Source organism: Yersinia kristensenii (genome assembly GCF_900460525.1).
In the GTDB taxonomy this organism is placed as follows: Bacteria; Pseudomonadota; Gammaproteobacteria; order Enterobacterales; family Enterobacteriaceae; genus Yersinia; species Yersinia kristensenii.
On sequence record NZ_UHIY01000001.1, the window covers coordinates 783,931 to 809,435 of the forward strand.

Consider the following 25,505-nt stretch of genomic DNA (forward strand, 5'->3'; position numbering starts at 1 on the left):
ATGAAACCCTTACAGTTACCCATTAACGCCCTACAGCTAAGAGTTGAAAATCTCAGTAAAACCTTTGTGTTACACCATCAGCACGGCATTCGCCTACCAGTGCTGCATCACACTTCATTGGAAGTCAGCAGCGGCGAATGTGTGGTGCTACACGGCCATTCCGGCAGCGGAAAATCGACCTTACTGCGCTCCTTATATGCCAATTATTTACCCGACAGCGGCCATATCTGGGTGAAACATCAGGGAGAATGGCTGGATATGGTGAGCGCAGAAGCCCGGCAAATTATGGCGGTACGCCGTCATACTGTCGGCTGGGTGAGCCAATTCCTGCGGGTGATCCCGCGGATCAGTGCATTGAATGTGGTGATGCAACCCTTGCTGGAGCTGGGGGTTGATCGGCAAAGCTGTCAACAGCGGGCGCAAGATTTATTAACTCGCCTCAATGTGCCGCCGCGATTGTGGGATCTGGCCCCCTCCACCTTTTCCGGCGGCGAGCAACAGCGGGTCAATATCGCCCGTGGTTTTATTGTCGATTACCCTATTTTGCTGCTGGATGAGCCGACCGCCTCACTGGACAGCGCCAATAGCGCGGCGGTGGTTAGCTTGATTGATGAAGCCAAACAGCGCGGAGCAGCGATTGTGGGGATTTTCCACGATGAAAGTGTCCGTAACCGTGTCAGTGACCGCCTACTTACCATGACACCACCGCCCTCTCATGTCAGCACGGAGATCCCATCATGATCCTCAATAACGTTAATCTTATTCTCGAGGATCAGGTGGTTAGCGGATCACTGGAAATCCATCATGGCAAGATCCGCAGTTTCAGTGATCGTCCGACACAACTTTCAGCGGCTCTTGATGGACAAAATAGCTGGTTATTGCCGGGGTTGATCGAGCTGCATACCGATAATCTCGACAAGTTTTTCACCCCGCGCCCCAATGTCGATTGGCCCGCGCATTCGGCGATGAGTAGTCACGATGCACTGATGGTAGCCAGCGGCATCACCACGGTGTTGGATGCGGTGGCGGTTGGTGATGTGCGCGATGGCGGTCATCGGCTGGATAATCTGCAAAAAATGATTAATGCGGTAGTAGAGAGTCAGCGAGCAGGATTGAATCGAGCTGAACACCGGATTCATTTGCGTTGTGAATTACCCCATGACAGCACCTTGCCCCTGTTTGAAGAACTGATGATGCAGCCAGAGCTTTCATTGGTGTCTCTGATGGATCACTCGCCGGGTCAGCGCCAGTTTGCTTCACGAGCCAAGTACCGTGAATATTATCAGGGTAAATATCACCTTAACGACATGCAAATGGCGGAATTTGAAGAAGAGCAAATCAGCCTGTCAGCCCGCTGGTCAGGGCAAAACCGGCAAGCCATTGCCGCTCATTGCCGCGAACGCGGGATTGCGCTCGCCAGCCATGACGATGCCACCGCCGAACATGTGGCGGAATCACAGGCACTGGGCAGTGTGATTGCCGAATTCCCCACCACCGAAGTGGCGGCCAAGGCTTCGCACCAGCATGGATTACAGGTTTTGATGGGTGCGCCCAATATTGTGCGCGGTGGCTCCCATTCCGGCAATGTGGCGGCGCACCAACTGGCTACACTGGGCGTATTGGATATTTTGTCTTCCGATTATTACCCCGCCAGCTTGCTGGATGCGGCATTCCGTATCGCGCAGGATTCGACCAACAGCTTCACTTTGCCGCAAGCGGTCAATCTGGTGACACGTAACCCGGCCCGAGCCTTGGGGCTGGAGGATCGCGGTGTGATTGCCGAGGGAAAACGCGCGGATTTGATCTTAGCTCGCACCTATGATGGCCCGCAGGGTCAACATGTTTACGTGCAAAATGTCTGGCGGCAAGGAATACCGGTGTTTTGATGGCGCGCTTAATCTATCTAATGGGCGCTTCCGGTGCCGGTAAGGATTGCCTGCTGTCCGCACTACGAGCAGCAATGCCCGCCAATATGCTGGTGGCGCACCGCTATATTACCCGCGAGGCCCACGCGGGCGCTGAAAATCATATTGCGCTGAGTGAACAGGAGTTTTTCTTGCGCACCGAACAGGGGTTATTCGCACTGTTTTGGCAAGCACATCAGCATCATTATGGGGTGGGAATTGAGATTGATATCTGGCTGCAACGCGGGCTGGATGTGGTGGTGAATGGCTCCCGCGCTTTTTTACCTGAAGCTCTGCGGCGCTATCACCACCAATTACTGCCGCTGTGTCTGACCGTTTCGCCGGCTATTTTAGCCCAACGCTTGCAGCAACGTGGCCGTGAAAACAGTGAGCAAATCGAGGCGCGTTTACAGCGGGCACAACATTATCAGCAACAGTTGCCGGTTAACTGCCTGCAACTTTGCAATGACGGCGAACTGCACCACACGCTGGAACACTTCCAGCAATTACTGGCAATGAGTCCGTCACCAGACAATACCAAAGAGAGCCAACCATGGAACTGACATTGTTAGGAACCGGATGCGCCCAACAGGTGCCGGTGTTTGGCTGTGAGTGTGTGGTTTGCATCAAAGCCAGAGTGCAGCCCGCGCTGCGCCGTCAGCCTTGCTGTGCGATGTTGCGTTATCAGGGGGAAACGACTTTGATTGATGCAGGGTTGCCGACACTGGATCAGCAATTTGCTGCGGGGGGAATTCAGCGTTTTTTGCTTACACATTACCACATAGATCACGTTCAGGGGTTATTTCCGTTACGTTGGGGGTGCACAAATGCGATCCCGGTATACGGCCCTGCGGATCCTGACGGCTGTGACGATCTGTATAAGCACCCAGGAATACTGGCTTTTCAGCCGCCATTAAGGGCATTTCACCCGATTCAATTTGGTGATTTACGGGTTACACCCGTGCCCCTCAATCACTCAAAAATCACTTTTGGCTATTTATTGCAAAGCCCTAACCGCACTATTGCCTATTTGACCGACACCATTGGGTTACCGGCGGATAGCGCACTGTTTTTAGCCAGTAAAAACATTGATTTGCTGGTGCAAGATTGCAGCCATCCGCCACAGGAGCCAGCGCCACGTAATCATAATGATGTGACCATGGCGCTCGCCATCAGTGAGTTACTGAAGCCCAAAACCACTTTACTGACCCACGTCAGCCACCAGTTGGATGCCTGGGCGCTCGACAACACACTGCCCGCTGGAATCACGATTGCTCAAGATAATCAGAGGATTAACTTATAATAATTAATGCGGCTGCATTTGGGCGGAAGTTAAGATTGTCACACCCGGCTTTGGCGGAGCAAAAGCGTGATCCAGCAGCGCCTGCGCCACATCTTTAGCTTTAATTAAGCGCCATTTATCAGGTAATAAGGCAAACAAAGGGGCGCTGAGACTTTCCATTAATCGCGGTGTCGGGCGCTGACCCGCCAGCATGGAAGGCCGGGCGAAAGTGAGTTGTGGCCAGCCCTGAGTTTGTAAATCCCGCTCAGCCTCGCCTTTGGTGCGGTTATAAAACAACCATGAGTTCGGATTCGCCCCCACCGCACTCACCAACAGGAAATGCCGTGCTCCGAGCCGCAAACCGGTTTCACCGGCCGCCAACACCAATCTATAATCCACCTGACGAAACGCCGCCTGACTGCCCGCTTGCTGGCGGGTAGTGCCCAGACAGCAAAAGACCAAATCCACCGGCTCATTGAGATTTTTTAACAACTCGCCGATATTCTCGCCTTGCGGATTAATCAGTTTATTCATAGCAGGCAATGGCTTACGAGTTGGTGCAATAATAGATGTCACACGGGCATCCAAGCGAAGCATGCGCAGTAATTCGCCCCCGACCAAACCACTTGCCCCCAGTAATAGTACCTTCGCCATCCACCCTCCTGATAAAAACGCTAGCGCCACCCCAACATGGAGATAATCATCAAATCGATTGTTATGAATAATAAATACCAGAAACACTATGACATAGCGAAGAAACTATGACATAGCGAAGAGACCATGCTCAAAGTCATTGGAGTTTTGCAGGTAGGCGGCAAACGAATAACAAATCGGTCGGGAACCGATTTGAACAGCATTTCTGCTAGCCCACAGAGTGAGCCTCAAGGGCGAGGGGCATACCAATACAGTTTTTTGCCAAAACCAAGGGTATTATTAGTCATTTTGATCTCCAGTAGATTGAGCTGCCAGAGAGGGGCGGAGGCGACTTTAGCCACCGGGAAACGGCGGCAATAGCGCTGGCGGGCGAGGTGTTCGGCGTCCCCCGTCAATTCGGTTATTTCGCCGCGATATTGAATGCCTTTTATCAATGCCACGGTACGCGGTTGGGTGGCAATAGTCCCAACAATCTGCGGGTTTATCTGCATCAGCTCGCCGTGGCGAGTGTGCTTTTCTGTCATCAGATAAAGTGCCATTTTTGCTTCATCAAAGACATAAAAACAGTTGGCGCACCACATGTCCATACCGCTGCCAGCGCACAGCGTCAGGACATGTTGCTGGCGCAGGAAGCGGATAATGGAAATCAGATCATCGGGGTTATTCACGTCACTCATTATTCACGTCACTTATTGTTCATGTCACTGGCCAGCTGAAAAACAGCTTTCAGTGTACATCAACTTTAGCCCGATTAGCTTTTGCCTCTATTAACTTTGCCACAACAGCCGGTCGCGCGATGTCAGGGTATCTGCTGGCAAAGTCGCGAGCACCGCCTGATAACGTTTGGCCTCTTTGGGGTAACCCCTGGCCGCCTGTAATAACAGCCGCAAAGCACTGTCATAGTCGATGCCGCGCAAATCACGGTAAGGCCACAGTTCTGGTTCAGCAATAAATGGCAGCAAATAATCAATACCTTGCTGCACATTGCGGCCATCTTGTACCCAATCCCAGCGATCAATTTCAACATGTTCGCCGTAGCGGCACAGCAGCAAATGCGCCTCCATATTAAATAAGGAATAATGGAAAGGCACGGTGCGCTCCAGTTCCATCCACTGCTTACCGTCTTGCGCGATTTGTGCCGCCAGCCGTTGGGTAATTCCTTGACGGATAATGGTGGAAACCAGCCCACGATCGCCATAAAACATCGCATTTGCCGCGCGTTGCACGTCATACCAAGTGCCGTGGTTGTTGTGCCAAACATATTCAGAATGGCCCACTTCGCTGTGGAACATCCAGTGGTTAAAGTCACGGAACCACTGCTGTAACACCGCGGTATCCTCGGTATCCAGTAGCTTGGCGGGCAATATCAACCCAATGGTATCAATCACCATCCACATCAGCCGGGTATCGATTAACCCTGTCCCACGGCCCGAAACAATGCCGGGGATGGCCTGACCATAATTCAGGTGCGGGTTCATGCGGGTTTTGGCATCTAAAAACCAACAACGGATCTGCTCTGCCGCCACCTGAGCATAGCGGCTATTGCCGGTAAAATAGTAAGCCAGCCCGAGGGTTAGGCAGCGGTCACACATCCGTTCAATGCGCTGGGTGTCAGTATCGTCATTTTGGCTCTGCGGATTGGTATGCCCATCGCGGCGCACATAGGGCAATCCATCGGGCTTACGCGGATTCGGCCACCAGTAAGTGCCAAAACTGTAATAATCGTGAATATCGCCACTGACGGGCAGTAGCGTCTTGTGTGTCACAGTCTCCGGCGGTTGATCGCGCAATGCATCGGCTTCACTTAATAACCGGCGCAATGCCGGTTGTAGAGGTGAAAATGGCTGCTGCAATACCGCTTTCGCCTTGGAAAGGCAGTCCACATCGAGCGTGTACAATTTCATTGGCGTCATGGGCGTTGCTTCCTTTATGCAGCCTGACTGGCAACCCGCACGCCAGTGGCGGCATCAAAAATGTGGATACCGGCAAGCTTAGGCTGCAAATACACCGTCTCCCCTGCATTCACCGCCAAACGCTGTTTGAAGACCGAGGTAAAGCGGCCTCCGCCAGTGCTGCAAAATAGCTGCATATCCGAGCCGGTATTTTCAATGGCGGTAATGGTCGCTTTCAGGGCGCTGGCGTGGTGGGTTTCATCCACCACATTGACCTGCTCCGGACGAATGGCATACACCACATTTTGCCCATCAGTCACTTGCAAACCGGCTGGCAAGGTCAGCAAAGAGCCATCTTCCAGCCGTAGCAGGAATTCGCCACCTTGTTGTTGATCTCCAGTATTGAGCACCACGGTGCCTTTCAACTGGTTGATCTCCGGCGATCCAATAAAACCGGCCACAAATAAATTGGCTGGGCGATCGTAAAGATCCAACGGCGAGCCGACTTGCTCAATACGCCCGTCGCGCAACACCACGATCATCTGCCCCATGGTCATAGCTTCAATCTGATCATGCGTCACATAGACGGAAGTGGTTTTCAGCCGTTGATGTAACTCGCGGATCTCGCCCCGCACCTGAGTACGCAATTTGGCATCCAGGTTCGACAAAGGCTCGTCGAACAAGAACACTTGTGGGTTACGCACAATGGCGCGGCCCATAGCCACCCGCTGGCGCTGACCACCGGACAAGTCTTTCGGCAGCCGCTCCAACAATGTTTGTAAGCCCAATAACTCCGCCGTGGACTCCACTTTTGCATTGATATCGGCTTTGGACATTTTGGCCATTTTCAGCGCAAAGCCCATGTTCTCGCGCACTGTCATCTGCGGATAAAGAGCATAACTTTGGAACACCATAGCAATGTCGCGCATCTTGGGTTCAACATCAGTGACGTCTTTATCATTGATGCCCACCGTGCCACCGGAAATCTCCTCCAGCCCGGCGATCATACGCAGTAAGGTAGATTTTCCGCAGCCGCTTGGGCCCACTAACACGCAGAACTCACCGTCAGGGATTTCCAGCGATACATCGCGGATCACATGGGTGTCACCGTAAGATTTACAGACATTTTTAAGTACAACCGATCCCATTTTGTTTCTCCCTAGCCTTTAACCGCGCCAGACATGATCCCGCGATTGAAATGTTTTTGCAGACCCAGATACACGATGATGCTTGGCAACATCGCCAACAGAGTGATGGCAATAAAGATATTTGGTGTAATCGTCTCGTCAGTGCGTAATGTGCCGAGGATCACCGGAATAGTGTTCAAACTGTCCTGATTCACCACAATCAGTGGCAACAGGTATTGGTCCCAAATCATGATGAAGCCGAAGGTCACCACCGTGCCCAATGCCGGTTTCACCAGCGGCAGGATGACGTGGAAGAAGATTTGCCACTCGCTGGCACCATCAATGCGCGCCGCCTCTTCCAGCTCTTTCGGGATAGCCGCCATGAACTCGGTCAACACGAAGATAGAGAAAGCCCAGCCCACCACCGGCAGGATCATGCCCAGATAGCTGTTGTACAGCGAGGCATCAATCACCGGCAGCCGCCAGTTGATGATCATATACAGCGGGATGGCGATAACTTCTTCCGGCAGCATCATGGTCGACAGAATAATCAAGCTGGTCAGCGAAACCCCGACAAACTTTTTACGCGCCAGCGCATACGCCGCCAGTGCACTGACTGACACCTGTAAAACAGTGCCGAAGAACACCACGATGATGGAGTTCAGCAGATATTGCCAAACGCCGATATCCATCCAGGCGAAGATAAAGTTATCCCACGAGAACTGATTGGGCCAGGCCAGCAACTCCCCAGGTTTTACCGGTGCGCCGCTGAATGCGGTGGCGATAATCCCCCAATAGGGGCCAACAAAAACCACCAGCAACAGACCATAAATTACCCAGCGGCCGATACTGTTCCAACTTTTACTTTTCATTACCAGTCTCCGGCTCGGGTTAGTAACGGGCTATACGCTTTTTCAATGTGAGATGACAAATAGTCAGCACCACAGTGAACGCGAATAACAGGAAGGACACCGCTGACGCATAACCATAGTCAAACTGCTCAAAGCCCAGCTTGTAGATATGCGTCATGATCATTTCTGTCGCATTAGACGGGCCGCCGCCAGTGGTGGCATAGACTTCAGCAAACACCCGGAAACCACGGATGAATGACAGCATCAGCACCACAGAAAGCGCGGGGATCATGCCCGGCAAAGTGACGTAACGCAGGCGGTTCCACCAGTTAGCGCCGTCCACATTCGAGGCGTCGTACAAATCACGGCTAATCCCCACCAGACCGGCAATAAAGATAACCATGTTGTAAGGCACGGCTTTCCAGATATGCAGCAACATCACGGTCCAAAGCGCCTGATCGGTATCTGCCAGAAACCCCTGCGCTTCAATGCTGAACCATGACAAAACATGGTTCACCACCCCATTGCTGGTCGGGTTAAACAGAATTCGCCACATTTCGGCGACGATCGCCGCACTGGTCACCGCTGGCAAGAAGATGGCGGTACGGATAAAACGTAAATGCCGCGCCGGCCCTTCCAATAACATGGCTAAGAAGAAGGCGATAAAAGCGGCCACCACCATGGTGACCACCACATATAACAGGGTGTTGAAAACGGCAGAATGCAGTGCTTCATCACCCATCGCGCGGGAAAAGTTGTCAAACCCGACCCACTCATTTGGCTGGTTAAAGTTAACCTTGTAAAAACTCATCACCAACCCTTGCAGCATCGGGATGAATTTAAACCAGGTGAAGATGACCAGTGCCGGGGCCAGGAACAGCCACGGAACCAGATTACGTTTTAGTCGGGGGGTTAGCGTTATCATGATTTACTCACTGCCCTAAAACATTCTGTTTAGCCAATTCATCATTCACTTTCTGATTCACTGCTTTTAATTCAGCAGGGATATCACTTTCACAGTTGGCTAAGATGCGGTTGAAACCCTCAGCAGTGACCTGACGAATTGGCGTCCAGTTAGGTACTTGCGGAATATAGCGACCATGTTCGGCATACAAATCTGCAAACATTGCCCAGCGCGGGTCGTTATAAACCGCTTTGGTATCAACCAGTTTGTTAATGGATAAGCGCACCACCGGCATATTATTGCTGCCCATTCCCATGCCGATTTTTTGCCCTTCAGGTGAAATCATGAATTCTATGAATTTCTGAGCAGCTTCTTTTTTCTCGCTGCTTTTCATCATAAATACCGTGGTGCCTTCAGCCAGTGTTGCCTGCCCTTTGGGTCCTTTTGGCGGCGGGATCACTTCAAAAGCGTCTTTGCCGGGATCTTTATCAAAGAGAGCAATATGATATGGGCCGGTGACAAACATGCCGCTTTGACCAGAACGGAAAGAAGGAATGGCATCGGCGGTAGTGGCGTTAATTGCCCCTGGTTGGACGGTTTTGTCGCACACCATGCCGCGAATGAAACTCAGTGTTTCAACCGCTGCGGGTTCTTCCAGTGAGCCTTTAAATTTGCCTTCACCGGCTGGACGAATGAAGTCACCCCCGGCTTGCCACAGATAGGAACTGATAAACCAGCTGGCGTAGCCACGGGTAGTGGAGGCGGGCAAAATAAAGCCGTAAGTGTCATTTTTGCCATTGCCATCGGGGTCATTAAAGGTAAATGCTTTGGCCAAGGTGCTGATATCTTCCCAGCTTTTCGGTAACTCTAAGCCCAGTTTTTCGCGCCAATCTTTACGGATAAACAAAGCAAAGGTTTGTGCTGAAGTTGGCACGCCATAATATTTACCGTCAATATATTGGGCGCTCTGCCAAGCAGTATCTAAGACATCTGCCCCACCAATGATATTTTTTGGCTCGATCGGCTCAACAATACCGAGCTGGACAAACTGCCCGATAGCCGCCGCATCATTGAAAATCAAGTCCGGCAGCGCGTTACCGGCCGCAGCCCTTGCCAGGCGCTGTTCAAAATCGGTGGTGGCATTGAAATATTCAATTTTGATGCCGGTTTTCTTCTCAAAAGTGTCAGCTTCTGCTTTATAAATATTTTTTGAATCATTACTAGCGCGTATCCACACCTGTAATGTCTCTGCTGCGTGGAGAGAAGGAACCCCCATAGCTAAATAAGTTAACAACAGCAAAGATTTTATTTTTACTTTTGACATTATCATTTTTGTCTTCATCTTAGCGTCCTCGTTGAAATCTAATTTTTATGAATTTACCCAGAAGTTTAAATAACAGAATAAAATCACTAAACACTCGATAACATTAGAACCCAGAGGAAAACAAAAAACTACACCATAAAAAACAAAACTTAATTCCATTTTAAAATTTCTGCTTAAGATCACATTTATAAAATGACTATAAATATAGATTTAATTAAATATCTCTTTAAAAGCAACAAGATAAAATCTTCATTTTAAAAATTAAAAAAAACTCGCAATTATTTAAATTGCCTAAAAAACGTCTAAAACAAAGATTTAATTTGATGACAATCACAATTTAAATCATTTATTCACAGATAATTTATAAGATAGATCTAGATCACAAAAGTCCTAAAACTTTGCCCTAGAATTCAAATCCATCAGAAATGGAACAGCGTTCTCTTTATTGATAACGTACCAAAAAAAATTAATAACCTTGTTTTTATAGGTAAGAAAAACTATTCATTGAAAATGGATAAATTAATTAAATTAACCAAAACACTTTATTTTTAATCATGTAAATCATAAAAAAATAAGGAAAGTATGATGAAAATGTTGGGTAAAAAAAACCTATTACTGGCTATTCTTCTCGGTTCTTCACCCTTTATTTACGCGGCAGAAAGCCATCCATTATTATTAAAAATGGATGATATAAACTATAGCATCGGCCAAATTAAACAAAACAACCCACTATATGAAAAATCCTATAAAAATCTGATAGCTAAAGCCGACAAAGCCCTGAAAGCGCCACTCTATTCTGTCATGGATAAAAGCCTGTTAGCCGCCAGTGGCGATAAACATGACTATTACAGCTTCCCGCCGTATTGGTGGCCGGACCCAAGTAAGAAAGACGGCATGCCTTATTTGCGTAAAGACGGCGAAACGAATCCCGATGCCAATAGCGACGCGACGGATAAAAAACGCATGAACAGCTTCAGTGCCGATGTCTATTATCTGGCATTGGCTTATAGCTTTACCGGCAAGCCAGAGTATGCCGAAAAAGCACGCGACTTATTGGTCAATTGGTTCGTCAACCCCAACACCCGCATGAACCCAAATCTGCAATATGCTCAAGCTATTCCGGGCATCAATGAGGGCCGAGGTATTGGCTTGATTGATAGTCGGGCTTTGGTAGACGTGATTGATGCTGTGGAATTGATAAGGCCCGCAAATGTCCTCAATGACGCCGACTATCAAGCGATTAAACTTTGGTACAAAGATTTTTATCAATGGATGACTACCAGCCAGAATGGTTTTGAAGAGGATAATTGGCACAATAACCACGGCACCTATTTTGATATGCAGGCCGCCTCTTTTGCCTTGTTCAGCGACCAAAAAGCCGCCGCACAAAAACGCTTGGAAATCACGCAACTGCGCAGAATTCCGTCGCATTTTGATATGCAGGGCCGACAAAATGCCGAATTGGAACGCACCCGCCCATGGCATTACAGTAATTTCCATCTGGAAGCCTACAACAAGCTGGGCCGCCTGGGTGAAGTGGCCGATAAAGATATCTGGAACTTTAGCCTTGATGAACACAGTTTGAAAAAAGGCTATCAATATGTCGCGGGCTTTATCAATACCGACCAAGTTTGGCCATACAAAGACTTGGACGGGGTACAAGATAAAAAAGCCTTGGTCAATATGATAACGGCCGCCCGCGCCTACCCGGCTGACGCTGATTTCCAACAGAAAGCGCAATACCTGATTACCCAATACCCGGATGCCGTTGAAATCCTGCTTTACCCAATAACACAGCCACTGAACACAAAAAAATAAGCACCGCGAGGACACACCAGATATGAAGCAGTTTACGGATCGGCAGATGGCTAAAATCCGCCAGCGCGTTGTGCAACATCAGGGAAATACAGTACAGCAACAGGGAAGTCCAGTGCAGCAGTCGGAGATTATTGCCACGCTGATTGCGGGTAATCAAGTGATTTTGGACTCGGAAACACAAGTCCCGACCACCGGTATCGCCACTTGGAACCATTACTATTATTGCCCTGATCACGGTGTGATGTTGGAGTGGGATCGCCATTCACCGACTCAACACCGTTGCCCGATAGACTCTCATCTGTTTAGCGGAGAACCCTATGATGGCGCCTGGTGGCGGGCGCTTAATGGCCTAAATGCCAAAGCCTGTAATCAGCTCGGTTTGCTGTGGCAACTGACTGGGGAAAGTCGTTACTTCAATAAAGTGCGGGATATTCTGATCAATTACGCCCGCTACTATCCTGACTATGAAGTTCATGGGGGTATTCCATACAACGGGCCGGGCAAGGCCAATGCACAGACATTGTGTGAGGCCAATTGCCTGCTCGATTTTGCATTGGGTTATGATTTTATTGCTGATGCGCTCAGTCAGGAGCAACGCGACTGCATCGCCGGGCGTTTATTGCGGGAGGGTGCAGACTTCTTGATGCAACACCGCACCCGCCAGTTGCATAACCATGAAGTGAAGATCAGCAGCGCTATCGCGGTGATCGGCTTGATTCTTGAAGATGAACACTATGTTGAGTTTGCGGTAAATGCAGAGTATGGCCTGCGTTATCAGCTAGAACATGGCTTGTTTAATGAGGGATTATGGTTTGAAGGTTCAGTGCATTATCACTTTTATGCGCTGCAAGGTTTCTGGTCATTTGAGAAACTGGCCGCCGGTAGCCGCTACAGCCTGCTGGCATTGCCTTATTACCGCGATATGCTCAGCTTCCCTTTAAAACTGCTGATGCCCGATGGCACATTCCCACGCATCAATGATTGTACTGCGGGTCAAGAGCAACTCAATCATGCCCATTTGTATGAGTTTGCTTTTAAAACCTATGGTAATGATGAATATGCTGCCGCCCTACAGCATATTTATCGCCATGAGCCGCGCCTAAATTTGGATGCTCTGCTGTATGGCGTTGAAGAATTACCATCACCAATGATTGATGTTATTCCCACAGATACACTGCATGCACCGGATTGTGGATTGACCATCTTACGCCAACCGCAGTCTGGCCGTGCTTTACTGGTAAAACACAGCCCCTACGGGGGTGAGCATGATCATTATGATCGGCTGAATTTAATTCTGTTTGAGCAAGGACAGGAAATCCTGCCGGACTTAGGCACCACTGGCTATGGCGCACAGCTACATTATGGTTACTACAAAAATAGCGCCACTCACAATACGCTGAGTATTAACCAGGCAAATCAGCCGCCCGCTGTACCGGTGATTCATAACTGGCATCAATCGGCAAAATTTAGTTGGTTGGATACAGAGGTAGATTGGCGTAAAAAAGCGCCCGAGTTAGACAGCCATACGCGGGTTCAATGGGATTGCGAAGCTTATCGCGATGTAAAATTCCGTCGCCGTATTTTGTGGCTGGATGACGCCATTATTGACCTCAGCAGTATCGTTAATCCACATCAGCAAGAGTGGAATTGGACACTGCATATCGACGGTATGGCAATGGGCTCTGTGGGAGAAAGTGCCACCTTCAGCAACAATGGGCCGATGCAATATTTACATCAGGTTACCACCCAACCACTCAATGGTGTGATTCAGTGTCACTATCAAACAGCGGCACGTCCGTTATCACTTTGGCTCGCCGCGGATGCCACCCTGTTTCAAGGGTTGGCACCGGCAAACCCGTCGGTGCGTGATATCAGTTATCTGATTTTGCGTCATCATCAACCCGAGTCACTGGTCACCTGCGTGTTTGATATGAATAACCACAATCCACTATTGAATGTTCAAGTGGACAATAATGGCGAGATATTATCCATCAAATTAACTCGTCAACAGCAGGTTATACAGGTGAATATTCCCTTTACCGACAATAGCCTACCGCTATTCAGTTAGTCTTTTTCAGGATGGGGCAATCATTGCCCCTCTTTATCGATACTTATCTCTTTTAGCGGGGATATTTCCAGCATATCCCCCCAGAGAAAAGGATTTATGGCGAGAAACAGCCTGATAACGTGATTTAGATAACATTTACTGCATAAGATGCATATGAATTTATATGCAAAATAAGCCTATAAGTTTAGATGTAACAAATAATTATGGATTAACAAATAAAATACAAAATCTATTAAGAAGCCGCACTCATTGCTAATATCGCATAATAATAAACCCGCCAATGTATCCGCCGTGTTAAATATAATCTTACTGTATTGCATAACACCCAGTACAGTTTTGAATAAATACCGTTAAAAATGAATAAAAATAGTTATTTATTCATTTTTTAGTCAAAAGGCATTTGATAATCGGATAAAAACGTGACATAAATCACAGAATGAATGAGTGTTATGACTAGAATAGCCGCCATCAGTTCGTTTTTTGAAAATCTTGTTTAAAACGGCAACCTTGTTTAAAACCAGAAATTTGTTTAAAAAACCAGAGACCTTACAAAATGGAAAATAACAACAAGAAAATGGCGCATATAAGGCGAACAACGCATTTAATGATGCCCGCACACCGTAGTTATTTTAATTTTTCTTATTACCATTATAGATAATCTCCCTCCTGCGATGACATCCGTTTTTATTGGATAGTCATTGTCTATGCTCAATATTTAACAGCGACAAAAGTGCTTTATTGCCTTTGCGTGATGTTAACTATTGTCTGCGTTTTTCGAAAAGACAAACACTCGTAATATTTTCAAGCCTAACAGATTGGTGCATGTTATGACTCAATCTTTATGGGTCTGGTGTTTTCAGTCTTTCAGCAGAAACATAGCTATTCCGTAAAATTCAATGTCACCTTTGTCATTAATGCTAAATGACATATGGATCACTGCGTCTGAAATTCAGCCGTGGCGTTACGCAGCAAAGATATAAAGCAACCCAGATTATTAATGAATATTAATTCATTGATACGGATTGCTATATGCAGAATTTATTAAACGACTAAATCCAACTTGCAAAAATGTTGGACGGGTTCATATACCCTAAATAAAATAAGAGAGAAAAATAAATGAAGAAGTTAAATATCGCAGCAAGTACTTCAGCAATACCCTGCTTTGAAACCCAACGCGAAGTGGTGGATGTTTTACACACAGATTTTACTGATATTGCTGCCGTGGTACTTTCTGTTCAGGACATTAATAATGGTGTCATTGAAAGTATTCATTCATTAGGCTTGGACATTCCAATTTTTGCGGCGGTTTGTTGTGAAGAGGAACTGAATACGGATGTATTACCATCTTTAAATGGAGTATTTGAACTATGCGGTGACAATACTGATTTTTACGGTAAACAGTTGGAATCCGCTGCTGAAAAATATGAGAAAGAGTTGCTGCCACCCTTCTTCAATACATTAAAAAAATATGTAGAAATGGGCAATTCTACTTTTGCCTGCCCAGGGCACCAAGGAGGGCAATTCTTCCGTAAACATCCAGCTGGTCGTCAATTTTTTGACTTCTACGGAGAAACTATTTTCCGTTCTGATATGTGTAATGCTGACGTCAAATTAGGTGATTTGCTTATTCATGAAGGCGCACCTTGTGATGCTCAAAAACATGCAGCAAAAGTATTTAATGCCGATAAAACTTATTTCGTCCTGAACGGGACTTCTGCCTCTAATAAAGTGGCAACCAATGCTCTGTTAGCCCGTGGTGATCTGGTGCTATTTGACCGCAATAATCACAAATCCAACCACCATGGCGCACTGATTCAAGCTGGGGCAACACCGGTGTATCTGGAAACTGCCCGTAACCCGTTCGGCTTTATCGGCGGTATTGATGCCCACTGTTTCGAAGAAAAATACCTGCGCGAACAAATACGTGCCGTAGCGCCTGACCGGGCCAATGAAGCTCGCCCATTCCGTCTGGCCATTATTCAATTGGGGACTTATGACGGCACTATTTATAATGCCCGTCAGGTCGTGGATAAAATTGGTCACCTTTGCGATTATATTCTGTTCGACTCCGCTTGGGTTGGCTATGAACAATTTATTCCGATGATGAAAGATTGTTCACCATTATTGCTTGAACTGAATGAAAATGATCCGGGCATTATCGTTACACAATCAGTGCATAAACAACAGGCTGGTTTCTCACAAACTTCGCAAATTCATAAGAAAGATAAACATATTAAAGGCCAAGATCGTTATTGTAACCATAAGCGTTTTAATAATGCCTTTATGTTACATGCATCCACCAGCCCATTTTATCCATTATTCGCAGCATTAGATGTTAATGCGAAAATGCATGAAGGAAAAAGTGGCCAGCGTATGTGGTTAGATTGTGTTAAGACTGGTATTGAAGCCCGTAAAATGATTTTAAATACCTGTAACATGATTAAACCTTTTGTTCCGGTAGAGGTTGACGGTAAACCTTGGCAACAATATGACACCGATGCCATGGCACAAGATTTACGCTTCTTTAATTTTATTCCTGGCGAAAAATGGCATGCTTTTGAAGGTTACGAAGAGTCACAATACTTTGTTGACCCATGTAAACTATTATTAACCACACCAGGGATTGATACCAATACTGGCGAATATACCACATCAGGTATTCCAGCGACTATTCTGGCTAACTTCCTGCGTGAAAATGGCATCGTGCCAGAAAAATGCGACCTTAACTCTATTCTGTTCTTATTAACGCCAGCTGAAGACTTGGCGAAAATGCAACATTTGGTAGCACAAATTGCTCGCTTTGAACGTTTCATTGAAGAAGATGCATTGTTAAGTGAGGTATTACCAACGGTTTATCGTAATAACGAAACTCGTTATAAAGGATATACCATCGGTAAATTATGTCAGGAAATGCATGATCTTTATGTCAGCTATGATGTTAAACAGCTACAAAAAGAAATGTTCCGTAAACAATACTTCCCTAAAGTCGTGATGAATCCTCAGGATGCCAATATTGAATTCGTCCGCGGACATGCTGAATTAGTGCCACTGTGCAAAGCAGAAGGTCGAATTGCCGCTGAAGGTGCACTTCCTTACCCGCCGGGAGTATTGTGTGTTGTCCCTGGTGAAGTTTGGGGCGGTGCGGCTCAACGTTATTTCCTGGCACTTGAAGAAAGTATTAATTTATTGCCAGGCTTTGCACCTGAATTACAGGGTGTTTATTTACAAGTCGATGAAGATGGATGGAACCGCGCATACGGCTACATGATGAAAAATAAGTAAAATAAAAAGTATCTATTAAAAACAATCAATAACTCAAACCTGCGGGAAACTATTCCCGCAGTCTCTGAAATTTTAAAAGAGATAATAAAAATGAGTAAAAAAAATAATAAGATGGGAGTCGTCCAGCTAACTATTCTGACCGCCGTCAATATGATGGGGTCCGGCATAATTATGCTGCCAACCAAACTCGCCGAAGTTGGGACGATTTCTATCGTTTCATGGTTAGTTACCGCAGTGGGTTCTATGGCGCTGGCTTATGCCTTTGCTCAGTGCGGGATGTTCAGCCGAAAATCAGGGGGAATGGGCGGTTATGCAGAATACGCTTTCGGCAAATCCGGCAACTTTATGGCCAACTATACCTATGGCGCATCCCTGCTGATTGCCAATATCGCCATTGCGATATCAGCAGTCGGTTACGGCACAGAGTTACTGGGTGCCACCTTAACGCCACTCGGTATTTGTATCGCCACCATCGGCGTACTGTGGTTGGCAACTGTTGCTAACTTCGGTGGCGCACGTATTACCGGGCAAATCAGTAGTGTCACTATCTGGGGGGTAATTATCCCCGTCGTGGGGATTTCGATAATTGGGTGGTTCTGGTTTAGCGGCTCGGCCTATATGGCAGCATGGAATCCACATAACGTGCCGACCTTTGAAGCTATCGGCTCTTCTATCTCTATGACATTATGGGCTTTCCTGGGGCTGGAATCTGCCTGTGCCAACACTGACGCGGTAGAAAACCCTGAACGTAACGTTCCAATCGCAGTATTGGGTGGGACTTTAGGTGCAGCGGTTATCTACATCATTTCGACCAACGTTATCGCCGGTATTGTGCCGAATATGGATTTGGCCAACTCAACCGCGCCATTCGGCCTGGCATTCGCTTTTATGTTCACCCCAGCCGTCGGTAAAATCATCATGGCCTTGATGATTATGTCTTGTGTCGGTTCATTACTCGGCTGGCAGTTCACCATCGCTCAGGTATTTAAATCCTCTGCTGATGAAGGTTTCTTCCCGAAAATCTTCTCTAAAGTCAGTAAAGCTGATGCGCCAATCAAAGGGATGCTGACCATTGTTGTCATCCAGAGTGTCTTGTCGCTAATGACCATTAGTCCGTCATTGAATAAACAATTCAATGTACTGGTCAATCTGGCGGTCGTGACCAATATCATCCCATATATTCTGTCGATGGCAGCGTTGGTAATTATTCAGAAAACTGCCAATGTCCCACCAGCCAAAGCACGCAAAGCCAATATCATTGCCTTTATTGGTGCGATGTACAGCTTCTATGCACTTTACAGTTCTGGTCAGGAAGCCATGACTTGGGGGGCGATTGTGACTTTCCTTGGTTGGACACTGTACGGCTTGGTTTCACCGCGCTTTGAGTTTGCAGCTAAGGCTAAATAAGCAATAGAAAGGCTCATATTGAGCAAAATAGCGTCAATTTAAACTGTTCAGGTGCCAGCAGGTAAAAAAGTCAGGATGCAATAGGAAATTCCGGTAATAATGTTCCAAACCGCTACCCCCGGACTGGAATCAGATTATGTCGGACAGCCTTTGGCATCTCTATCTGCTGCGCACCGCCAGCGGTATGCTGTATACCGGCATTACCACTGATGTAGCAAGGAGACTCACGCAACATCAAGCAGGAAAAGGCGCCAAAGCGCTGCGGGGCAAGGGGGAGTTAGCGCTAGTATTTCATTGTGAAGCAGGGGATCGTTCAACTGCATTGAAACTGGAATATCGGGTGAAACAACTCAGTAAACAGCAAAAAGAAAAGCTGGTGATGAACCAGCCTTCTTCATTGATATCATTGCTAGACGTTAAAACCGATTAAACGGCGCAGAAAACACCACTTCGCCATCCGCATCAGTCAATGCATCTTCCGCTAACGCATACACCTGAAAGGCTTCTTCAGTACCCGGCCAACGGCAGGTTAATTGATGGCGGGCCGCCGGAACAAAACCAAAACGCTGATAATAAGCCGGATCGCCTAATACCACGACAGCGGCATAGCCGAACTCATTCAGAGAATCGAGACCTTCATAGACCAGTTTCTCCGCCAAACCTTGCCGACGTAGGCCCTCTTCCACTGCGACCGGAGCCAGCGCAACCCATTGACGGTCTTCCCCCCCCACGTCTACCGGGCTGAATGCGACATAACCAACTACACCGCCCTCATCATCCGTCGCCACAATACCCAGCGTCAATAAGCCGTCTTCGCGCAGTTGTTGCACCAAGTCCGCTTCATCATCTCGCTTGAATGCCTGGCGCAATAAGGTATCAATCCCCGGCGCATCTACTGGAATTTCAACCCGGATCAGCACGATGCTAATGTACGGGAAGGACTCGCCGCACCCTCTTGCTGACCCGCTTCAATAAATTCAGCCAATTGTTGCAGACCCACTCGTAGTAGCGTCGGCATGGATTCCAATTCAATGGCATCCATCAGATTTTTCACATACAGGCCCAATTCGGTATCCCCCTCAATTCGCAACCGGCGCTGGAAAAACAATGTATCCGGATCTTCTTTACGGGCAACGATCAAAATCAGATCGTTGGCATCACCACTGAAGCTAACATCCGCCTCAGCCTGTTGGCTGACCACCAGCCTACCGCTTTCTACTGTCATAAACCATTGCAATGCGAGGTCGCGCACTTCAATTTTTAACCAGCGAGACTCTAAAAACTCCAGATCACCGTCCAGTAATGCCTGACGGAATTGCCAACCCAGCACCTGTTCTAGTACCTGGCGCTGCAAGGCGAATGGTGTCAATTTTAATGGCCCTCGCAATAGCGCTGGCCCTTGACGCACTAGGCGTGCTCGTAGTTCTCCCAACACAGGCAGTCACTCCTTTTAATGCTCGAATACGGCTATTTTGCCACATCGGCAAAACTGGAAAGTGTGTTAAATCAATAAATTTTGCACCAAGTTGTCTCTAAAAGTCTTGCTAAATATCAGGAGAATGACACCAATGCCAAAGAAACTGCCCTAAATCAAAGTCAGTTCACGGCAGGTTAACTAAAATCGCCCTTCGCTATATTCTAATATCATCTTCGGATAGGGAAAATTCTATGGAGCTGCTTTGTCCTGCTGGTAATTTACCCGCATTAAAGGCCGCAATCGATAATGGTGCTGACGCAGTTTATATCGGCTTGAAAGATGATACTAACGCCCGCCATTTTGCCGGACTGAATTTCACCGATAAAAAATTACAAGAAGCGGTCGATTATGTTCACAGCCGCAAGCGCAAATTACATATCGCGATTAATACTTTCGCTCACCCAGACGGTTATTCCCGTTGGCAGCGAGCGGTGGATATGGCGGCGCAACTGGGGGCTGATGCCCTGATTCTGGCGGATTTGGCCATGTTGGAATATGCCGCTGAACGCTACCCTAAGGTTGAACGCCATGTATCGGTGCAAGCATCCGCGACCAATGATGAAGCCATCCGTTTCTATCAACGCCATTTTGATGTGGCACGGGTGGTTTTACCGCGCGTGCTCTCGATGCATCAGGTTAAGCAGCTGTCGCGCACCAGCCCGGTACCGCTGGAAGTCTTTGCCTTTGGTAGCTTGTGCATTATGGCCGAAGGCCGGTGCTACCTTTCATCCTATCTGACAGGTGAATCCCCTAACACAGTGGGTGCCTGTTCACCGGCACGCTTTGTTCGCTGGCAGCAAACCCCGCAAGGGATGGAATCTCGCCTCAATGAGGTGCTGATCGACCGTTATGAAGATAACGAAAACGCCGGTTATCCGACGCTGTGTAAAGGGCGCTATCTGGTGGATGGTCAGCGCTATCATGCACTGGAAGAGCCGACCAGCCTAAATACCCTTGAACTGCTGCCGGAACTGTTTACCGCCAATATTGCCTCGGTAAAAATTGAAGGGCGTCAGCGTAGCCCGGCTTATGTCAGCCAGGTTGCCAAAGTGTGGCGGCAGGCGATTGACCGCTATCAGGCTAATCCAGCGCAATTTTCTGCCAAAACAGAATGGATGGAACAACTGGGCGCAATGTCCGAAGGCACCCAGACCACTCTGGGCGCTTATCATCGTAAGTGGCAGTAACCGGAGGAAATATGAAGTACGCCTTAGGCGCAGTACTCTATTACTGGCCAAAAACCGATATTGAAGCTTTTTATCAAGCCGCTGCCAGCAGCAGCGCCGATATCATTTATCTTGGTGAGAATGTCTGTACCAAGCGCCGCGAAATGAAAGTCGGTGACTGGCTGGATTTAGCCAAAGCAGTTGCCGCCAGTGGCAAACAGGTGGTGATTTCCACTCTCGCCCTGTTACAAGCGCCATCCGAGTTAAATGAGTTAAAGCGCTATGTAGAAAACGGCGAATTCTTACTGGAAGCGAATGATTTGGGTGCGGTGAATATGGCGGCCGAACGCGGTTTGCCGTTTGTGGCCGGCCATGCCCTCAATTGCTACAACGCCTATACCCTGCGGATTTTACACCGCCAAGGGATGATGCGCTGGTGCATGCCGGTTGAGCTATCTCGCGATTGGCTGGCTAATGTGCTGCAACAATGTGAAGAGCTGGGATTCCGCAATCAGTTTGAAGTCGAAGTATTGAGCTACGGCCATCTGCCATTGGCTTATTCTGCCCGCTGTTTTACTGCGCGTTCAGAAAACCTGGCCAAAGACCAATGTGAAACTTGCTGTATTAAGTACCCGCAAGGGCGGCCAGTACTCTCACAAGAAGACCAACAAGTGTTTATTCTCAATGGCATTCAAACTCAGAGTGGCTATTGCTATAACCTCGGTAATGATTTGATTTCCATGCAAGGTTTGGTGGATATCGTCCGTCTTTCGCCACAAGGTATTGAGACGCTGAATGTTATCGACCAGTTCCGCGCCAACGAACAAGGTTTAGTTCCCCTGACTTTAGCTGATAAAGCCGATTGTAACGGCTACTGGCGGCGATTAGCAGGGTTAGAATTGGTGTCCTAATAGATTATGAGGGGGGCCACGGCTCTCCCCATTTATTCACTCAGACAATCTATCTCCCTCTCAGGCCGCATTTATTCCCCTCCCGAAAGACACTATTTCGATTATGCTCTTATTCATGCATGACTAATATGGCTGTTATTGACTCACACCGTGAATATAGTCATTCGTAGTTATTCTTTTAAAATTAATGCGTTTGTTAATAAACGCACTCGCCCTTCAAGCGACTCGACATAAGGTTAAGATGGACGATTCTATGACTGACAAACAGGCCGTGCCACTTTCAGTTCTCGACTTATCACCAATAGCGCAGGGCAAGACCCCACGAGATGCATTTCATGCCTCGCTGGACTTAGCCCAACATACTGAAAAATGGGGATATCACCGCTATTGGCTGGCTGAACACCATAATATGACGGGTATTGCCAGCGCCGCGACCTCCGTGCTAATTGGCTATATTGCCGGTGGCACCAGCACCATCCGTGTCGGTTCAGGTGGCGTGATGCTGCCAAACCATTCACCGCTGGTGATAGCTGAACAGTTTGGTACCCTTGCCTCACTGTATCCTGACCGCATCGATCTCGGCCTTGGTCGTGCCCCCGGCAGTGATCAGCGCACTATGATGGCACTACGCCGCCACTTATCCGGTGAGGTAGATAACTTCCCGTCTGATGTGCGTGAACTGCAAAACTACTTTGCTGATGCGCAACCTGGGCAAGCGGTACAAGCCGTCCCCGGTCAGGGTTTGCATGTCCCGCTGTGGCTGCTGGGCTCTAGCTTGTATAGCGCGCAATTAGCAGCCGCCATGGGCCTGCCCTTTGCTTTCGCCTCGCATTTTGCACCAGACATGCTATTCCAGGCACTCAAATTGTATCGGGAGAATTTCAAACCTTCCGCTCAGTGGCCAAAACCTTATGCGATTGTGTGTGTGAATGTCGTGGCCGCAGATAGTGAGCGTGATGCCCGTTTCCTGTTTACTTCGATGCAGCAGCAGTTTGTCAATCTGCGCCGTGGCACACCGGGCCAATTACCGCCACCCATCGACGATATGGAGAAAATCTGCTCGCCAGCCGAACAATTTGGTGTCGACCAAGCGCTACGTCTGTCTATCATTGGCGATAAAAGTAAAGTCCGGCACGGGCTTCAGTCACTATTGCGCGAAACTCAGGCCGATGAATTGATGGTCAATGGCCAGATTTTTGATCACCAGGCACGATTGTATTCATTTGAGATAGTGGCCGGTTTGCAGCAAAACTTGCAACCCGCCGAGCGCCTGTAATTCACTCACAAGTTGAATATTGCAGACATAAAAAAACCAGCCCGAAGGCTGGTTTTTTTTAATCATCAGAGATGACTAAGACTTATGCATCACCGAAACGACGGCGAGCAGGTGCGGCTGGCGCTGCGGCATCATCGCGGCGGGGTGCAGGTGCAGCTGAGCGCTGACCATCGCGATTACCACGGCGTTGTTCGCCACCACCCGCTGGAGCACGATCGCTTCCGAATGAACGACGAGGAGGAGCACCTGCGCCTTCACGACGTTCGCCACCAGCTGAACGACCAGCACCGCCACGACGCTCACCACCATTACCACCTGCAGGGCGCTCACGACGCTCATGCGGCTGTGCATCACCCAACAGCTGCATGTTCAGCGGCTTGTTCAGGATACGGGTACGGGTGAAGTGAGATAACATTTCACCCGGCATGCCTTTTGGCAGCTCGATAGTTGAATGCGAAGCAAACAGCTTGATGTTACCGATATAACGGCTGCTGATATCACCTTCGTTAGCGATAGCGCCAACGATATGACGAACTTCAACACCATCATCACGGCCCACTTCAATCCGGTACAGTTCCATCTCGCCAACATCACGACGTTCGCGACGTGCTGGACGCTCGCCACCGTCACGGTTGTCAGAACGAGGTTCACGACGGCTGTCATTACGATCACGGCCGCGATCACTACCACGGTCATCGCGAGAATTAAATTCACGCTGTGGACGACGTGGTGCTTCCGGTGGCAGGATCAAAGGACGTTCGCCCTGTGCCATTTTCAACAGTGCAGCAGCCAGAGTTTCGAGATCAAACTCTTCTTCTGGTTGCAGCTTCGCCAGCAACGCACGGTACATATCCAAATCACTGCTTTCCAGCTGTTGGCCCACTTTCGCTGCGAATTTAGCTAAGCGGCGCTCGCCCAGCAATTCTGCGTTTGGCAACTGAACTTCAGGGATAGTCAGCTTCATAGTACGTTCAACGTTCTGTAACAGACGACGTTCACGGTTCTCTACGAACAGTAATGCACGGCCTGCACGACCCGCACGCCCAGTACGGCCGATACGGTGAACATAAGACTCTGAATCCATAGGGATATCATAGTTTACAACCAAGCTGATACGTTCAACATCCAGCCCACGAGCAGCAACGTCAGTCGCAATCAGGATATCCAGACGGCCATCTTTCAGGCGATCCAGTGTCTGCTCACGCAGCGCTTGGTTCATGTCGCCGTTCAATGCAGCGCTGTTGTAACCACTGCGTTCCAGAGCTTCTGCAACTTCCAGCGTCGCATTTTTGGTACGCACGAAGATGATGGCTGCATCGAAATCTTCAGATTCCAGGAAACGAACCAACGCTTCTTTCTTGTTATAACCACCACCGACTCTCCAGAAACTCTGGCTAATGTCAGGACGGGTAGTCACGCTAGATTGAATGCGTACTTCCTGTGGCTCTTTCATAAAGCGGCGGGTGATACGACGAATCGCTTCTGGCATGGTGGCAGAGAACAGAGCGGTCTGATGTTCAGCCGGGATCTGCGCCATGATAGTTTCGACGTCTTCGATAAAGCCCATGCGCAGCATTTCATCTGCTTCATCCAACACTAAACCGCTTAGGTTGGACAGGTTAAGAGTACCGCGTTTCAGGTGGTCTAACAGACGACCTGGGGTACCGACAACAACTTGTGGCCCCTGGCGCAAAGCGCGTAATTGAACGTCATAACGCTGACCGCCATACAGGGCCACCACGTTAACGCCGTCCATATGTTTTGAAAAGTCAGTCAATGCCTGTGCAACCTGAATAGCCAACTCACGGGTCGGTGCTAACACCAATACCTGTGGCGCTTTCAATGTTGGGTCAATGTTGTGCAACAGCGGCAGACCAAAGGCGGCTGTTTTGCCACTACCGGTTTGCGCCATGCCGAGAACATCACGGCCGTTCAACAGGTGTGGAATACATTCCAACTGAATAGGAGATGGTTTTTCATAACCAAGATCAGTCAGAGCGGAAAGAATTGGAGCGGACAGCCCCAGATCAGCAAAAGAGGTTTCAAGCTCAGTAGTCATGTACACGTGCCTCATTAATAATGGCAGCCAGTCTACATAACTCGTCGAGAAAATTTTCAGTCATTTTCATTGAAAAGTGTGAACCGGCTCAAATTAGATTATA

Annotated in this window: 24 protein-coding genes; 13 read left to right on the plus strand and 11 right to left on the minus strand. The window is 48.3% G+C overall.

The window, feature by feature from the left end:
* Positions 1-21 precede the first annotated feature (21 nt).
* Genes phnL through phnP form a run of 4 tightly spaced genes read left to right on the plus strand, consistent with a single transcriptional unit; the run spans position 22 to position 3,207 of the window.
* Entirely contained in the window at positions 22-741 is a 720-nt protein-coding gene (phnL, locus tag DX162_RS03595) for a phosphonate C-P lyase system protein PhnL (protein WP_032819356.1), read from the plus strand.
* On the plus strand, positions 738-1,886 hold the full coding sequence (gene phnM / locus DX162_RS03600; RefSeq protein WP_115155838.1) for an alpha-D-ribose 1-methylphosphonate 5-triphosphate diphosphatase: 1,149 nt from the start codon (positions 738-740) through the stop codon (positions 1,884-1,886). Before phnL ends, phnM begins: the two co-directional genes overlap by 4 nt.
* Entirely contained in the window at positions 1,886-2,467 is a 582-nt protein-coding gene (gene phnN / locus DX162_RS03605) for a ribose 1,5-bisphosphokinase (RefSeq protein ID WP_032819285.1), read from the plus strand. The genes phnM and phnN overlap by 1 nt, the downstream gene beginning before the upstream one ends.
* Positions 2,458-3,207: a phosphonate metabolism protein PhnP gene (gene phnP, locus DX162_RS03610; protein WP_032819283.1), complete on the plus strand. Its 750-nt coding sequence runs from the start codon at positions 2,458-2,460 to the stop codon at positions 3,205-3,207. Before phnN ends, phnP begins: the two co-directional genes overlap by 10 nt.
* A 3-nt stretch (positions 3,208-3,210) precedes the next feature.
* Here phnP and DX162_RS03615 read toward each other — a convergent pair whose 3' ends face one another.
* The 7 genes from DX162_RS03615 to DX162_RS03645 all read right to left on the minus strand — a co-directional run bounded on the left by DX162_RS03615 (position 3,211) and on the right by DX162_RS03645 (position 9,956).
* Entirely contained in the window at positions 3,211-3,840 is a 630-nt protein-coding gene (locus DX162_RS03615) for a Rossmann-fold NAD(P)-binding domain-containing protein (protein ID WP_032819282.1), read from the minus strand.
* Positions 3,841-4,067: 227 nt separating this feature from the next.
* Positions 4,068-4,517, minus strand: coding sequence for a YhbP family protein (locus DX162_RS03620; RefSeq protein WP_004389256.1), 450 nt, complete (start codon positions 4,515-4,517; stop codon positions 4,068-4,070).
* A gap of 90 nt (positions 4,518-4,607) precedes the next feature.
* Complete coding sequence (locus DX162_RS03625) at positions 4,608-5,744, minus strand: alginate lyase family protein (RefSeq protein ID WP_032819354.1); 1,137 nt, start codon at positions 5,742-5,744, stop codon at positions 4,608-4,610.
* Positions 5,745-5,767: 23 nt separating this feature from the next.
* Positions 5,768-6,880 (minus strand): ABC transporter ATP-binding protein, encoded by a 1,113-nt coding sequence (locus DX162_RS03630; RefSeq protein ID WP_032819281.1) that lies wholly within the window; start codon positions 6,878-6,880, stop codon positions 5,768-5,770.
* Between the two features lie 11 nt (positions 6,881-6,891).
* The gene (locus DX162_RS03635) at positions 6,892-7,731 is read right to left on the minus strand and encodes a carbohydrate ABC transporter permease (protein ID WP_004389253.1); all 840 of its coding nucleotides are present in this window, start codon (positions 7,729-7,731) and stop codon (positions 6,892-6,894) included.
* Positions 7,732-7,750: 19 nt separating this feature from the next.
* A complete protein-coding gene (locus DX162_RS03640; RefSeq protein ID WP_004389251.1) occupies positions 7,751-8,635 on the minus strand; it encodes a carbohydrate ABC transporter permease in 885 nt (294 codons plus the stop codon).
* 7 nt (positions 8,636-8,642) lie between these two features.
* Positions 8,643-9,956: an ABC transporter substrate-binding protein gene (locus tag DX162_RS03645; RefSeq protein ID WP_032819280.1), complete on the minus strand. Its 1,314-nt coding sequence runs from the start codon at positions 9,954-9,956 to the stop codon at positions 8,643-8,645.
* A gap of 564 nt (positions 9,957-10,520) precedes the next feature.
* Between DX162_RS03645 and DX162_RS03650 the strand changes: the two genes are divergently transcribed.
* The 6 genes from DX162_RS03650 to DX162_RS03675 all read left to right on the plus strand — a co-directional run bounded on the left by DX162_RS03650 (position 10,521) and on the right by DX162_RS03675 (position 18,943).
* Complete coding sequence (locus DX162_RS03650) at positions 10,521-11,756, plus strand: alginate lyase family protein (protein ID WP_072076230.1); 1,236 nt, start codon at positions 10,521-10,523, stop codon at positions 11,754-11,756.
* 22 nt (positions 11,757-11,778) lie between these two features.
* The gene (locus tag DX162_RS03655; protein WP_004389246.1) at positions 11,779-13,824 is read left to right on the plus strand and encodes a heparinase II/III domain-containing protein; all 2,046 of its coding nucleotides are present in this window, start codon (positions 11,779-11,781) and stop codon (positions 13,822-13,824) included.
* 574 nt (positions 13,825-14,398) lie between these two features.
* The gene (gene speFL, locus DX162_RS22840) at positions 14,399-14,482 is read left to right on the plus strand and encodes a leader peptide SpeFL (protein WP_223300551.1); all 84 of its coding nucleotides are present in this window, start codon (positions 14,399-14,401) and stop codon (positions 14,480-14,482) included.
* 458 nt (positions 14,483-14,940) lie between these two features.
* A complete protein-coding gene (speF, locus tag DX162_RS03665) occupies positions 14,941-17,106 on the plus strand; it encodes an ornithine decarboxylase SpeF (RefSeq protein WP_004389245.1) in 2,166 nt (721 codons plus the stop codon).
* A gap of 90 nt (positions 17,107-17,196) precedes the next feature.
* Positions 17,197-18,513, plus strand: coding sequence for a putrescine-ornithine antiporter (potE, locus tag DX162_RS03670; RefSeq protein ID WP_004389244.1), 1,317 nt, complete (start codon positions 17,197-17,199; stop codon positions 18,511-18,513).
* Between the two features lie 136 nt (positions 18,514-18,649).
* Entirely contained in the window at positions 18,650-18,943 is a 294-nt protein-coding gene (locus DX162_RS03675; RefSeq protein ID WP_032819277.1) for a GIY-YIG nuclease family protein, read from the plus strand.
* Here the strand turns inward: DX162_RS03675 and DX162_RS03680 are convergent.
* On the minus strand, positions 18,930-19,433 hold the full coding sequence (locus DX162_RS03680) for a GNAT family N-acetyltransferase (RefSeq protein WP_032819276.1): 504 nt from the start codon (positions 19,431-19,433) through the stop codon (positions 18,930-18,932). The two genes, DX162_RS03675 and DX162_RS03680, sit on opposite strands and share 14 nt — an antisense overlap.
* Positions 19,427-19,948, minus strand: coding sequence for a ubiquinone anaerobic biosynthesis accessory factor UbiT (gene ubiT, locus DX162_RS03685; RefSeq protein ID WP_032819274.1), 522 nt, complete (start codon positions 19,946-19,948; stop codon positions 19,427-19,429). The genes DX162_RS03680 and ubiT overlap by 7 nt, the downstream gene beginning before the upstream one ends.
* A gap of 233 nt (positions 19,949-20,181) precedes the next feature.
* Between ubiT and ubiU the strand changes: the two genes are divergently transcribed.
* The 3 genes from ubiU (at position 20,182) to DX162_RS03700 (ending at position 23,343) form a co-directional block, all read left to right on the plus strand.
* Positions 20,182-21,177 (plus strand): ubiquinone anaerobic biosynthesis protein UbiU, encoded by a 996-nt coding sequence (gene ubiU / locus DX162_RS03690; RefSeq protein ID WP_004389241.1) that lies wholly within the window; start codon positions 20,182-20,184, stop codon positions 21,175-21,177.
* Positions 21,178-21,188: 11 nt separating this feature from the next.
* Positions 21,189-22,067 (plus strand): U32 family peptidase, encoded by an 879-nt coding sequence (locus DX162_RS03695; RefSeq protein WP_004389240.1) that lies wholly within the window; start codon positions 21,189-21,191, stop codon positions 22,065-22,067.
* 253 nt (positions 22,068-22,320) lie between these two features.
* Positions 22,321-23,343 (plus strand): luciferase-like monooxygenase, encoded by a 1,023-nt coding sequence (locus DX162_RS03700; RefSeq protein ID WP_004389239.1) that lies wholly within the window; start codon positions 22,321-22,323, stop codon positions 23,341-23,343.
* A gap of 82 nt (positions 23,344-23,425) precedes the next feature.
* On the opposite strand, the gene DX162_RS03705 is transcribed toward DX162_RS03700, so the two are convergent.
* Positions 23,426-25,402 (minus strand): DEAD/DEAH family ATP-dependent RNA helicase, encoded by a 1,977-nt coding sequence (locus DX162_RS03705; protein WP_004389238.1) that lies wholly within the window; start codon positions 25,400-25,402, stop codon positions 23,426-23,428.
* Positions 25,392-25,472, minus strand: coding sequence for a protein YrbN (gene yrbN, locus DX162_RS22900; RefSeq protein WP_096335046.1), 81 nt, complete (start codon positions 25,470-25,472; stop codon positions 25,392-25,394). Before yrbN ends, DX162_RS03705 begins: the two co-directional genes overlap by 11 nt.
* Positions 25,473-25,505: the final 33 nt, after the last annotated feature.